Here is a 13431-nt window from a genome sequence, read left to right as displayed (position 1 = left end):
TAATCAAGTACAATTTAAGTAAAATTAAATTTTTTACTGGAAATTTGATGCGAAATCTCTGATTATTGCATAAGATTGTTGACAAAAAACAAGAAATTCAATATAATTGTTATGTTGCTAAGCATGAAAGGGTTTGCAAAGGCCATTTTATGATAGCTTTGAATTTTATATAAAATTTAATATTAATTTGAATGTTGATTTTGTTTAAGAAAGTTAATTAACTTAGCTTGAAAAAGGTCAACTTAGGTATTTGTGCCTAAGTTGACCTTTTTTATTATAATATTTTAAATTTATAAAATATAAAAAAATAATTAGTGGGGTGTAGAAATGGAAAGTGTAAAAAAGATTAAGTCGGGAAAAGGGTTAAAGCTTTTTGGTATGCCTGTACATTTATTTGCTATCTTTATAATTGTAATAGTTGCAGGAATGGCTACAGGAACGTTATCATCTGATTTAGCTGGTGGATTTGCAGTATTGTTTTTACTTGGAATTGTATTTGGAGAAATAGGAGATAGGATACCTATATGGAAAGAATATATAGGCGGGGGCTCAATTTTAGCGTTTTTAGGTTCAGCATTTTTAGTATATAAAGGTATATTACCTGAGGAATATGTTGACTCTGTAGGAAATTTTATGGGGGACTCAGATTTTTTAACATTATTTATTAGTGTGTTAATAACAGGATCAATATTAGCAGTAAATAGGAAATTATTAGTGAGATCTTTTATAGGATATGTTCCAGCAATTTTAGGTGGACTTGCTTTTGCTTTTATATTTGGAGGATTAGCAGGACTTGTAGTTGGTGTTCCATTTAAAGAAGTTGCAATAAAATATGTTTTACCAGTTATGGGTGGTGGAAATGGAGCAGGTGCCATTCCTCTAAGTGAAATATGGGAAGAGGTAACAGGACAACCTAGAGATGCATATTATTCTTTTGCGATTTCAATACTTACTATAGCAAATATCGTAGCAATATTTATAGGAGCATTATTAAATAAACTTGGGGAAATGAGACCTTCTTTAACAGGAGATGGTGAAGAAATAATTAGAAATTCTAAGACTCTTTTAACTGATGAAGACAATAGTGAAATACCAACTACTCATAGAGACGTTGCATCAGGATTAATATTAGCTACAATGTTCTATTCATTAGGAAGATTATTTGCAAAACATTTACTTCCATCAATAGGTGGAATAGTAATACATCATTTTGCATATATGGTTATATTTGTAGCTGTATTTAATGCTTTAGGATTGATTCCTGAAGAGTTAAGAAGTGGAGCTAAGAAACTACAAAAATTCTTTACTGGACAGTTTATGTGGGTAATAATGGCTGGAGTTGGTATTGCATATACAGACTTAGGAGAACTAGTGGAGGCAATTACTCTTTCAAATGTATTTATAGCGTCTTTTGTAGTTATTGGTGCAGTATTAGGGAGTGCTATAGTTGGATATTTTGTAGGATTCTTCCCAGTAGATACTGCAGTTACAGCAGGATTATGTATGGCAAATAGAGGAGGATCTGGAGATATAGCAGTTTTAGGTGCATCTAAGAGAATGGGGCTAATATCTTATGGACAAATTTCTTCAAGAATAGGTGGAGGAATAGTGCTTGTTGTAGGGAGTATAGTTTTTGGATTAATGTTCTAAATTAAATAAAATATCTATTTTTAAAACATATATTTATAAAAAATAGATTTACATAATACCTTCAATAAATTAATATATAATTAGTATATATATATATATTAATATACTAACTGTAATAGATGTGATAATATTTTATATGAGAGAAATATTTATATGTTGTAATGCAATGAAATGGAGGTATATAATTTTGAGTAAAGTTAGAGTAGGTATTATTTTTGGAGGTAAATCAGCAGAACATGAGGTCTCTTTACAATCGGCTATAAATATAATAGAAGCTATAGATAAGGAAAAATATGAGATAGTATTGATAGGAGTAGATAAGGAAGGTAAATGGTATTTAATAGAGGATTCTAATGTTTTATTAAATAGTGATGATCCTAAATTAATTAAATTAAATAGATCTGATAAACCTCTTGCATTAATAATGGGAGAAAATTCTAATCAATTATTAAGTATAAAGGATAATAAAACATTAGGAAAAATTGATGTTGTATTTCCAGTTTTACATGGACCATATGGTGAAGATGGAACTGTTCAAGGGTTGTTAAAATTAGCTAATATTCCTTTTGTAGGAGCTGATGTATTGGGGTCAGCTGTTGGTATGGATAAGGATGTTATGAAAAGGTTGCTTAGAGATTCAGGAATACCAATAGCTAAATTTTTAGTATATGAAAATGAGGATACAGACATAGACTATAAATATGTAAAGAAAGAATTAGGAATGCCTGTTTTTATAAAACCTGCTAATTTAGGATCTTCAGTAGGAATTAGTAAAGCTAAAAATAAGAAAGAATTTGATAAGGCTATAAGGTTAGCATTTGAATATGATACTAAAATTATAATCGAAGAAAATATAATTGGAAGAGAAATTGAATGTTCAGTGTTAGGGAATACTGAGCCTATAGCTTCATTACCAGGAGAAATATTACCTAGTGATGATTTCTATTCCTATGAGGCTAAATATATAGATGAAAAGGGTGCTAGACTTCAAATTCCTGCTGAGTTTTCTAAAAAACAGATTAAAAGAATTCAAGAATGTTCTATAAAAAGTTTTAAAGCATTAGCGTGTAAAGGAATGGCTCGTTTAGATGTATTTGTTAAGGAAAACGATGAAATAGTTGTTAATGAAATAAATACTATTCCTGGATTTACTAGAATAAGTATGTATCCTAAATTATGGGAAGTAAGTGGTATAGATTATACGGAATTAATAGATATGCTTATTCAATTTGCTCTTTCAAGATTTAATAATGAAAAAAAATTGAAGACTTCATTATAAAGCAAAAATCTGTTAAGTTTTAACTTAACAGATTTTTTGCTATTTCTTCTAATTTCATTCCTCTAGATCCTTTTAATAAAATAATGGAATTGTCTTTTAAAATTTCTTTAAGTGTATCGATTAATTTAGATTTATCATTAAATGAAAGAACTTTTTCTTTTGATGTTTTGTTTTTTGCTTCTTCTGCTGCATATTTTGCTAAGTCACCAAATGTGAATAAATAATCTATTTTAGTAAAATCAATCTTTTTTCCTATTTCTTTATGCATATTAATTTCTTCTTCTCCTAGTTCTAACATATCTCCAAATACAATAATTTTTTGAGTATAATTGTCTAGAGAAGTTATAGTATTTAGTGCAGCCTTAGTACTATCGGGATTTGAGTTATATGAGTCGTTTAATATATCAAATCCATTTCCATGGATGAGTTCACTTCTCATTCCTGTTAGTTCTATATTTGTTAGACCTTTATTTATCATGTCAAAGGATAATCCAAAATGCCTTGCCACTGCAATGGCAGATGAAGCATTAAATATTTGATGATTACCTAACATTGGCAAGAATAATTTTGGAGAATCAATACTTTTTATTTTAAAATTCAATCCATCTATATTACATGAGAGCATTTTCACCACATAATCATTTGTATCGTTTTTGCCAAATGTTATTTGTTTTTGAGGAATGTCTAAAGTATTTACTGCATTTTTCAAATCTCTATCATCACCATGATATACAAATAATCCATTAGATTTCAGACCTTTTACTATCTCTAGTTTAGCTTTTATAATATTGTCTTTAGTTTTTAACTCTTGTAGATGAGCGGTACCTATATTTGTAATGATAGCTACATTAGGAGAAGCTAAATTAGTTAATAATTCGATTTCTCCTAGACTAGACATGCCCATTTCAATAACTGCGAAATCTATGTCTTCTTCTAAAGATAAAAGCGTTAAAGGTACACCTAATTCGTTATTTAGGTTTCCTTGTGTTTTGTAAGTTTTATATTTAGTGTTTAAAATACTTGATAATATATCTTTTGTAGAAGTTTTACCGTTAGATCCAGTGATTCCTACAACTTTTATATCTAATTGATCTCTATATGCTTTAGAAAGATTTTGTATTGCCTTTAGTGTATTATCTACTAATATAAAAGGGAAGTCGATGTCAGGTATTGGATGTTTTTTATCCCAAAGAGTAGCAATGGCTCCATTTTCTATTGCTTTTTTTATAAATTCATGTCCATCAAAATTTTCACCTATTATAGGAATAAATAATTGCTCATTTTTTATAGTTCTAGTATCAGTAGATACCCCTTTAATGTATACATCATTATATTCATTATTCAGTTCTTGTCCTTTGATCATATTTTCTATTTCTTTTAATTTACGTTTTATCATTCATTTACCTCCAGGATTCTATACTTATTATTTTAATTAATGTCTATGTATTATTTTAATCTAAAATAAGTATTAATAAAAGGGGATAGTAGAAATTTAAATAGAGAAAAAGTCCTTGATTAATCAAGGACTTTTTCCATATATTCTTCTATTTCTTTAGCTGTTCCTATATTTACAACTTTGTTGGCAATTTCTTTAGCATCTTCATATTTTAATGAACGAATTAATTTTCTTGCTGACAGTATGGATATTGGGCTCATACTGAATTCATCTAGTCCCATACCTAGCAATATAGGGATTAATTTTTGATCTCCTGCCATTTCTCCACACATACCTACCCAAATATTCTCTTTATGACCATTATATATTACCATTTTTATAAGTCTTAATACAGCTGGATTAAATGGTCTATATAGGTAGCTTATTTTCTCATTCATTCTATCTACTGCGGTAGTATATTGAATAAGGTCATTTGTTCCGATACTGAAAAAATCTACATGTTTTGCTAATATGTCACTAATTATAGCTGCAGAAGGAACTTCTATCATCATTCCGACTTCAATATCTTTTGAGTACTCTATACCTTCATTGTTTAGATCTGCCTTTACACCTTCTAAAACTTTCTTAGCTTCTAATAGTTCTTCTAAACTAGATATCATAGGGAACATGATTCTAAGATTCCCATGATTACTTGCTCTTAGAAGGGCTCTTAATTGAGTTATAAAAATGTCTTTTTTATCAAGGCAAAGTCTTATTGCTCTATATCCTAAGAAAGGATTCATTTCATTTTCAAATTCAAGATATGGTAGATTTTTATCTCCACCTACGTCTAAAGTTCTTATTACTACTGGATTTGGATTCATTGATTCTAGAACTTTTTTATAGGATTCATATTGCTCATCTTCTGTAGGAAGGTTATCTCTATTCATATATAGAAACTCTGTTCTATATAGTCCAACACCTTCGGCGTCATTATTTTTTAATCCATCAATATCCTTAGGAGTACCAATGTTTCCAGCTAATTCTACTTTTCTTCCATCAGTGCTTATGCTTTCTTTTCCTTTCAGGGATTCTAGTTCTTTTTTCATTTTTTCATAATTTAATTTTAGCTTTTTATATTTTTCAATAGTCTTTTCGTCAGGATTAATAATAACTTCTCCTGAATCGCCATTAAATACTATATAGTCTTCATTGTTTACCTTTTCAGTTATATTTTTAAGTCCAACTACTGCAGGAACTTCTAAACTTCTAGCCATTATAGCTGTATGGGAGGTTCTACCTCCAGTATTGGTTAAAAATCCTAATACTTTGTCCTTGTTCATTGTAGCAGTATCTGATGGTGTAAGGTCATGGGCAATTAATATAACTTCTTCTTCTAGAGTTGCAAGATCTATTATAGTTTTACCTAACAAATGTCTTAAGACTCTATCAGATACATCTTTTATATCTGCAGCTCTTTCTCTCATATATTCATTTTCCATAGATTCAAATATAGTTATGAATTGATTGATTATTTCTTTAAATGCATATTCAGCATTTAAATTTTCATTAGTAATTTTATCTTTAGTACTTTTAATTAGTTCTGGATCATCCAATACCATTAGATGGGCTTCAAATATTTCTGCTTCTTCTTTACCTAGATCTTTTAAGGCCTTTTCTTTGACAGAATTTAATTCTTCTATAGACTTTTCCATTGCATCATCAAATCTTTTTAACTCTTCATCTACAGAATTTATATCTTTTTTTTCAATCACTAGTTCCTCATGTTTTACTATTAAAGCTTTTCCTAAGGTGATACCTGGTGATGCATTAGTACCTGTAAACATCATAAGTCCTCCTTTTATTAATCAAGTTGATTTTCTAATAGATCAACTAATTCATTAAGGGCTTTTTCTTCATCATCGCCCTTAGTTATTATAGTTATTTCAGAACCTTTACTCAGACCAAGGCTCAATAAATTCATTATTGATTTTGCATTTACAATCTTGTCCTGATATTTAATTTGAATATCTGACGCATAATTTTTTGCCTTGCTAACAAGTAAACCTGCAGGTCTTGCATGAAGTCCTGATTCATTAGATACTATTATAGTTTTTTCCATTTTAAATACCTCCTAAGTTTTAATATATCTAAAGGAAATCATAATAAATTATGACTTCCTAATGATTAATTTGATTATAGTTTAATTCTTAATAAATTTTCATTATTATTTACTTTACCCTCAGGTAATACTTCGAAATCTTTGAAGTCATTGATATTTGTAATTATTACTGGAGTAATCATTGATTTAGCTTTATTTTTAACAAAGTCTAAATCAAACTCTATTAATTTATCTCCAGCTTTTACAGTATCACCTTGAGATACGAAGGATTTGAAGCCTTCACCTTTTAACTGTACAGTATCAATTCCAATATGAATTAAAATTTCTATGCCTTCATTAGTGATTATACCAATTGCATGTTTTGTTTCAAATAATTGTGCAATTTTTCCACTAATAGGAGCAGTTATTGTCCCAGATGTAGGATCAATGGCTATTCCATCGCCTAAAAATTTCTGTGCAAAAGTTTCATCTGGTACATTCTCTATCTTTATCAATTTACCAGATAAAGGTGATTTCAATATTATTTCTCCTTCAGTAGAGATAGGAGTTTTACAGGATTTATTAGTTGTAGATTTTTCAGATAAATTATTATCATCTTTAATTTTTATAGCTTGTGTATCACCAACAGACATTATGTCTTTTATTTCTTCTTTTAATTGATTTGATTCTGTACCAAAGATTACTTGAATATTTTCTCCACCAGCATCCATTATTCCTGATGCACCTAGATTTTTAAGCCTTTTTTTATCTACTATAGAAGAGTCATAGAGATTTAATCTTAATCTAGTGATACATGCATCTATATTTTTTATATTTTTAGAATCTCCTAAGGCTTTTAGTACTTCAACTGCCTTTTCTGAGGCTGATACTTCAGGAAGTACAGAAACAGGCATCATTAATGATTTACCTATTTTTTGTAAAGTAGAAAAAATATTATTTTTTACATTACCCATAATTTTACCTCCTAAGATATTTTAAATAATAAAAAGACATGAACTAAGGTATATAATAGTTATTTCCATAATGATAAATAACTATTATATAAAATCCTTAGCTCATGCCTGATCGAATCAGTAACACGCTAATAGAATTATGAATTATTTAATTTATATAAATGAATTGCAATAAATCCTATTTCGTCTTCAGTGATTTTTATATTTAAATCTTTTTTGATAATTTCTGACATATCATAAGCAATTTTATACTCATATGTTATATCTTTTTTTAATTGTTTTAAAAATATATTTTTTATATTTTTATTTTTTTTACTTCTATCTAATACGCCTTTAAGGTGAGTGATAAATCTAATATAATCTAAAGAATTTTCATCTAAATTTAAATTAAGTTTTATTTTAATAAAATGAATTATTTTATTAATGATTTTAGAACTCTCAAGGGCATCATTTTTTGATTTATTATTATTTGCACCATATATATGAAATGCTATGAATCCAATTTCAGCCTCGGGAATATCTATATTTAAATTTTCTTTAAGTATTTTTACTGATCTTTTAGCTAAATCATATTCCATAGGGTAGAGTAGTTTAGTTTCTGATAAAAAAGGATTTACTATCTCGATTCCTTCTTTTAAGCGTTTTATAGCAAAATTAATATGGTCAATTAAACCTAAATGAAAATGAGGGTTTAATTGCTTATTAGTTTCATTAGAAATCATTGATACAATTTTTTGAGTTAATTCAATTATTTTAGGATCAACATTAGATATCATATCATTGAATTCTCCTGAATCTACAGCTTCTAAGGAAATAAAGGTATTTTCAATAGCTTGAGTATTACTTATTAATTGACCTTTTTTCTTTCCAAAACCTATTCCTTTACCTACAAGAATATAATCTTTATTTTGTTTTTCTACTAATACAACATTGTTGCTTAGAATTTTAATTATTTGGTATTTTTCCATTGGAGGCCTCCGGGAAAATATTTTCACAGTACATACTAAATTTGATTTTAATAAAAATAATATTAATTGTCAACTATTTATAAAATAAAATTTTGATTATTGTTGTATATTATTCAAAGCTTTTATAATAATGTTTCTTGCAATTGGAGCTGCATTAGCACCACCACTACCACCATTATTTTCTAACAATACAGATATTGCAATTTGAGGATTTTCAGCTGGAGCAAAAGCAACGAACCATACATGATCTTTACCTGAATTTTGGGCTGTACCCGTTTTTCCAGCAACATTTATACCATTTATCTTTGCCTGAGTTCCTGTTCCTTGATTTACTACATCTACCATCATTTCGGTTATATTATTTGCTATTTCAGAGGTAGTGACAGTAGATAATACTTTAGGTTCAGATTCTTCTATTATGGTACCATTAGAATTAATAACACTTTTTACAAGATTAGGAGTCATCATTTCACCATTATTTGCTATTGCTGAAGTCATTAGAGCCATATTGAGTGGAGTGACTTCTAATTTTCCTTGTCCAATACTTGTACTTCCTATTTCCGCTTTATCCATTTTATTTTTAGGGAAGATAGATTTTTTAGTATTTATATCAAAAGGAATTTTTTTATTGAACATAAATTTTTCCGAAATATTGTTTAAATTATCTTGACCTAATTGAACACCAATTTGTCCAAAACTAACATTACAAGATTTTATTAAGGCTTCAGATAAATTTACATTACCATGGGCACTTTGGTCTTTTAATATAAATCCTCCAATATTAATTTCACCTTCACAGTTAAATTGGGTGTCAATACCTTCAGTTTCTAAGGCAGCAGTAGTAGTTATAATTTTATATATTGATCCTGGAGTATATAATCCCTCAGTAGCTCTATTTATTAATGGATTTTCTTCATCAGAAGATATTTTTTCCCAATTGTTACTTAAATCATTTGGATTAAAATCAGGATAATTTACCATTGAAAGAATATCTCCATTTTTAGGATTCATAACTACTATAGAGCCTTTTCTATTACCTAATTGTTCTTTTGTATATTGTTGTAAAGCATGATCAATAGTCAAAACTAAACTATGCCCTTGAGATTCTTTAATTAAAGGTATGTTTTCTTCATTAATCTTGAAATTATCTAAAACTTGAAAAAAGACATTTTTAACATCATCTATAACATTACTGTCAGAAAGGGCAGAATTATATGATTTTTCTAATCCTGATTGACCATATATATTGTCATAATATCCTATAATATGACTATATAAATTATTGTATTCATAGTTACGTACTTGGGCATCATCATTTGATTTAGTACTATATGCTAATAAAGTTTTATTTCTATCATATATTGATCCTCTAAGGACATATTCATCATTAGCAGGTCTTTTATTATAGCTACTATTTTTAACTTCTTCTGCTCGAAAAAGCTCAAAATAGGTTAAGTATACTATTAGAGAAATAAATAATATACTTAAGAGAAAGAGTACTTTAATTATCCTCTTTTGTTCCTTGTTCATAATTCTCCTCCTGTTCTGAGTAAATATATTCTGAGGCAACTTGTAATATTCCTAAAGCTGCAAAACTCATGACTAGTGAACTACCTCCATAACTTAAAAAGGGAAGAGTGATTCCTGTAAGAGGTATAAGTTTCGTAACTCCTCCCAATATTATAAAAGTTTGAAATCCTAAGGTAAGTGTTATTCCCAAGGCAACTATTCTATAAAATTGATTTTTTTGCTCTAAGGAGATTTTAATACCTCTATAAATTAATATTAAAAATAACATTATAACAGCTATACCAGTAAGAATACCTAATTCTTCACATATCGCTGAAAATATAAAGTCAGTTTGTACTTCTGGTATAAAAGAAGGATACCCATTTCCAATTCCTTTTCCTAGAAAACCTCCTTCAGCTATAGCGAATAAAGATTGGGTTATTTGATAACCGTTACCAGATATATCACTCCACGGATTTAACCAAGCTTCTACCCTTATTTGAACATGCCCAAAGGCAAAATAACCTAATATTGCCATTAAAATAGCTGCTATAATATTTATTAATATAAATTTTCTGTCATTTTCATAAACATAAAATATTACAATAAAAACCATATAAAATAGCATTGCAGAGCCTAAATCTTTTTGAATAAATAAAAATCCAATATGAAGATAAACTATAATTGATAAAATATATTTGTTTTCAAATTTATTTCTATTTACATAATAGGATGCTAGAAAGAAAACAAAAAGAATCTTTATAACCTCTACTGGTTGAAATGTATGTCCTCTTATTTGTATCCAGTTAGTTGCTCCTTTGATTGTACTACCAAAGATTAAAGTTAATAAAAATAATAAGAATGATGCTCCAATATAGAGTTTCATACACTTTGGCCAAAATGTTATTTTTTTAATAATAAAATATGTCAAATAAAAAGTCATAATACCTATCACATACCATATAACTTGTGTAAAACCTAGTTCGGGGTTTATACGGTAAATCATTATTATCCCTAAACTCATCATCATACTTACAATTTGGAGAAGATAATGATCTCCTGATGAAATTTTAAGGAGTAATAGATTAGATATATATATTGTTAGTGTAAGCCCAACAACAACTCCAACTGATAATCTATCAAAGCTCTTATTATAGAGTATAACTAATGATAGACTTAATAAGTTTAAGAAAAAAAGAAAGTTTTGTGGGCGCTTAAAATTAACTTTACGAGTAGCCATAAAAACACCTCTTTATTGTTCAGTTACAAATAGAAAATTTATACTTCCTATTGTTATAATATCACCATTTTTTAATATAGCTGCATCCATTATTTCTTCACTATTCAAGAATGTTCCATTTGCGCTATTTAAATCTTCTATAAAATATTGATTTCTTTCTTTGATTATTTTAGCATGTTTTTTTGATATATAAGGATCTTTAATAATAATTTTATTATTTTTTGATCTACCTATAGTTACATTAGATACTAATGAATAAAATTCATCCACTTTAAATGGAAGAGAATCTTTTCTATTTATAAGTTTTAAATATGTATTTCCTCTTATTTCTTTATTTTTAATTCCCTTAATATCTAAATAGATTAATCGAATTATTCCAAACATAAAAAGATATATTAAAAGAATAAAAAGATATCTAAAAATTGAGGATAGTCCTGAAAAAATAATATCAAACATATAATCACCTGCTTTGCATTAATTTTCTTCCTACTTATTTTATCATATTATACAATAAATAAGTAAATAGTTATATAAAAAATAGAGTGGATAATATATACTATCTACTCTATTAAAAATTATTTTAAGGTTATTACATTTAATTATTTTAATTTGAAACTTTTTTACCGTAGAATCTTACTGTCAGATAGGCTAATATAAGACCCGTAATTAGAGATATAGCAGGATTTATACCTAATAGGGCAGCAGGTAAATATCCAGTAATAAGAGCAATTACTGAAACGGTTAATGCATAAGGCATTTGAGTTTTAACATGGTCTATATGGTCCGAAGCAGAAGACATAGAACTCATTATGGTAGTATCGGATATAGGAGAGCAGTGATCTCCAAAAACAGCTCCAGTAAATACAGCACCTATTGTAGCATATAATATTACACCTGTATCTCCACCACTTAAGTTATATACTAAAGGAACAGCTATAGGCATAAGAATTGCTGTAGTGCCCCATGAAGTACCTGTTGAAAAAGCTATTAATGCACCTAAAATAAAAACAGACATTGGTAATATATTAGCTGATATTTTACCATCTAATACTCCAACAAGATAATTCGCAGTTCCTAAGTCAGAACATATACTACCAATTCCCCATGCTAATACAAGAACCATTATAGCCATAATAAGAGATTTTGCTCCATCAACCCAAGCTTCAATGGTTTCTTTAAATGTTAAAATTCTTTGGGCTAAAACTAATATCATTGCAACAATACTACCTAAGAAGGAAGCCCACATCATTGCTACTGCGGCATTAGCATTACCTATCACGTCACGAATGACAGTGAAAGTATAAGGAGATTCATTAAGTCTAGCTATAAGTTCAGTATCTTCTCCAGCTAAGACAGTTCCACGACCGTTAATATATAATCCTATAATAACCATAATAACAACAGTAATGACTGGAATAATAGCGTTGTATGCTCTTAAAGGAGTATCTTCTTTTATTTTCATGTCAGTAAGTTCCTTAGAAGCAAGAGGAGTAGCTTCATCTTCAATTAGTTTTCCTTCTTTTCTAGCTCTTCTTTCAGCTTTAAGCATTGGGCCATAGTCTCTACCTGTTAGAGAAATCATAAGTACAAATCCTAACATAATTATGCTATAGAATCTAAAAGGAATAGATTGTATAAAAGCAGAATAAGTATTTACTTCTATTTCTATAACTGCGAAGGAATCCCTTAATAATCCCATTTCATAGGCTATCCAAGTAGATATTAATGCCATACTGGCAACTGGTGCTGCAGTTGAATCTGTAAGAAAGGCAAGTTTTTCTCTAGATATTTTATGATCATCAGTTAAAGGTCTCATGGTATTACCAACTAATAAGGTGTTAGAATAATCATCGAAAAATATAATTAGTCCCATTGCCCAAGCAGATGCCATAGCTTTTTCAGCAGTTCTTGCTTTTTTTCCTAACCATTCAGCTATAGCTTTAGAACCTCCTGATTTAGCTATTATTCCTATCATGCCGCCCAAAGCAATATCGAATATAATAATTCCTGCATTCCACTCATCGGCTACAGAACCTGCTATATATTTTTCGATAGTTTTGGAGAAACCTGTAAATATATTTCCATCGTGAATAATAGTAGATCCTATAAAAATTGCTGCAAATAATGATGGTAGAACTTGTTTTGTTTTAAATGCTAATAAAATTGCTATAAGTGGAGGGATTAATGATAAAATCCCATAATGTTCCACTACATTTCCCATATACATTCCTCCTTTAATAAATAGTATTATTTTAAAAGAGGAATATTACAGAAAATTAATAGTTATACATAAATAATAATAATATATAAATACTTCAATTTGTATAATATTAAA

At 28.4% G+C, this 13431-nt stretch carries 11 protein-coding genes; 2 read left to right on the top strand and 9 right to left on the bottom strand.

The window, feature by feature from the left end:
- Positions 1–327: 327 nt before the first annotated feature.
- Both citS and ddlA read left to right on the top strand, forming a co-directional pair.
- Entirely contained in the window at positions 328–1650 is a 1323-nt protein-coding gene (gene citS / locus GOQ29_RS01725; protein ID WP_203370807.1) for a citrate/sodium symporter CitS, read from the top strand.
- Positions 1651–1837: 187 nt separating this feature from the next.
- Positions 1838–2929, top strand: a complete 1092-nt coding sequence (ddlA, locus tag GOQ29_RS01720; protein ID WP_203370805.1) for a D-alanine--D-alanine ligase — start codon at positions 1838–1840, stop codon at positions 2927–2929.
- A 19-nt stretch (positions 2930–2948) separates the two neighbouring features.
- Here the strand turns inward: ddlA and GOQ29_RS01715 are convergent, their stop codons facing one another.
- The 9 genes from GOQ29_RS01715 to GOQ29_RS01675 form a co-directional block, all read right to left on the bottom strand.
- Positions 2949–4325 (bottom strand): UDP-N-acetylmuramoyl-tripeptide--D-alanyl-D-alanine ligase, encoded by a 1377-nt coding sequence (locus GOQ29_RS01715; protein WP_203370804.1) that lies wholly within the window; start codon positions 4323–4325, stop codon positions 2949–2951.
- A gap of 119 nt (positions 4326–4444) precedes the next feature.
- Positions 4445–6151: a phosphoenolpyruvate--protein phosphotransferase gene (gene ptsP / locus GOQ29_RS01710; protein WP_425475061.1), complete on the bottom strand. Its 1707-nt coding sequence runs from the start codon at positions 6149–6151 to the stop codon at positions 4445–4447.
- Between the two features lie 17 nt (positions 6152–6168).
- Positions 6169–6426 (bottom strand): HPr family phosphocarrier protein, encoded by a 258-nt coding sequence (locus GOQ29_RS01705; RefSeq protein ID WP_203370800.1) that lies wholly within the window; start codon positions 6424–6426, stop codon positions 6169–6171.
- Positions 6427–6500: 74 nt separating this feature from the next.
- Positions 6501–7379 carry a PTS sugar transporter subunit IIAB gene (locus tag GOQ29_RS01700; RefSeq protein WP_203370798.1) on the bottom strand — a complete coding sequence of 293 codons (879 nt, stop codon included), beginning with the start codon at positions 7377–7379 and terminating at the stop codon, positions 6501–6503.
- A gap of 137 nt (positions 7380–7516) precedes the next feature.
- Entirely contained in the window at positions 7517–8347 is an 831-nt protein-coding gene (locus tag GOQ29_RS01695) for a BglG family transcription antiterminator (RefSeq protein WP_203370796.1), read from the bottom strand.
- Between the two features lie 96 nt (positions 8348–8443).
- Positions 8444–9877: a peptidoglycan D,D-transpeptidase FtsI family protein gene (locus GOQ29_RS01690; RefSeq protein WP_203370794.1), complete on the bottom strand. Its 1434-nt coding sequence runs from the start codon at positions 9875–9877 to the stop codon at positions 8444–8446.
- On the bottom strand, positions 9849–11096 hold the full coding sequence (locus GOQ29_RS01685) for an FtsW/RodA/SpoVE family cell cycle protein (protein WP_203370792.1): 1248 nt from the start codon (positions 11094–11096) through the stop codon (positions 9849–9851). The genes GOQ29_RS01690 and GOQ29_RS01685 overlap by 29 nt, the downstream gene beginning before the upstream one ends.
- Before the next feature lie 12 nt (positions 11097–11108).
- Positions 11109–11552: an FHA domain-containing protein gene (locus tag GOQ29_RS01680; protein ID WP_207750627.1), complete on the bottom strand. Its 444-nt coding sequence runs from the start codon at positions 11550–11552 to the stop codon at positions 11109–11111.
- Positions 11553–11700: 148 nt separating this feature from the next.
- Complete coding sequence (locus GOQ29_RS01675; RefSeq protein ID WP_252187481.1) at positions 11701–13317, bottom strand: Na+/H+ antiporter NhaC family protein; 1617 nt, start codon at positions 13315–13317, stop codon at positions 11701–11703.
- Between the last annotated feature and the right edge of the window lie 114 nt (positions 13318–13431).

The sequence above is a fragment of the Anaeromonas gelatinilytica genome (assembly GCF_016820635.1).
GTDB lineage: Bacteria > Bacillota > Clostridia > Tissierellales > SIT17 > Anaeromonas > Anaeromonas gelatinilytica.
The sequence above is the reverse complement of the archived record's forward strand: the minus strand, read 5'-3'. Positions and strand labels throughout refer to the sequence as shown.

Excerpts from the sequence above, each read along its gene's own strand:
- citS (WP_203370807.1), top strand. The coding sequence starts at position 328 with ATGGAAAGTGTAAAAAAGATTAAGTCGGGAAAAGGGTTAAAGCTTTTT.
- GOQ29_RS01715 (WP_203370804.1), bottom strand. The coding sequence starts at position 4,325 with ATGATAAAACGTAAATTAAAAGAAATAGAAAATATGATCAAAGGACAA.
- ptsP (WP_425475061.1), bottom strand. The coding sequence starts at position 6,151 with ATGTTTACAGGTACTAATGCATCACCAGGTATCACCTTAGGAAAAGCT.
- GOQ29_RS01705 (WP_203370800.1), bottom strand. The coding sequence starts at position 6,426 with ATGGAAAAAACTATAATAGTATCTAATGAATCAGGACTTCATGCAAGA.
- GOQ29_RS01700 (WP_203370798.1), bottom strand. The coding sequence starts at position 7,379 with ATGGGTAATGTAAAAAATAATATTTTTTCTACTTTACAAAAAATAGGT.
- GOQ29_RS01695 (WP_203370796.1), bottom strand. The coding sequence starts at position 8,347 with ATGGAAAAATACCAAATAATTAAAATTCTAAGCAACAATGTTGTATTA.
- GOQ29_RS01690 (WP_203370794.1), bottom strand. The coding sequence starts at position 9,877 with ATGAACAAGGAACAAAAGAGGATAATTAAAGTACTCTTTCTCTTAAGT.
- GOQ29_RS01685 (WP_203370792.1), bottom strand. The coding sequence starts at position 11,096 with ATGGCTACTCGTAAAGTTAATTTTAAGCGCCCACAAAACTTTCTTTTT.
- GOQ29_RS01680 (WP_207750627.1), bottom strand. The coding sequence starts at position 11,552 with ATGTTTGATATTATTTTTTCAGGACTATCCTCAATTTTTAGATATCTT.
- GOQ29_RS01675 (WP_252187481.1), bottom strand. The coding sequence starts at position 13,317 with ATGGGAAATGTAGTGGAACATTATGGGATTTTATCATTAATCCCTCCA.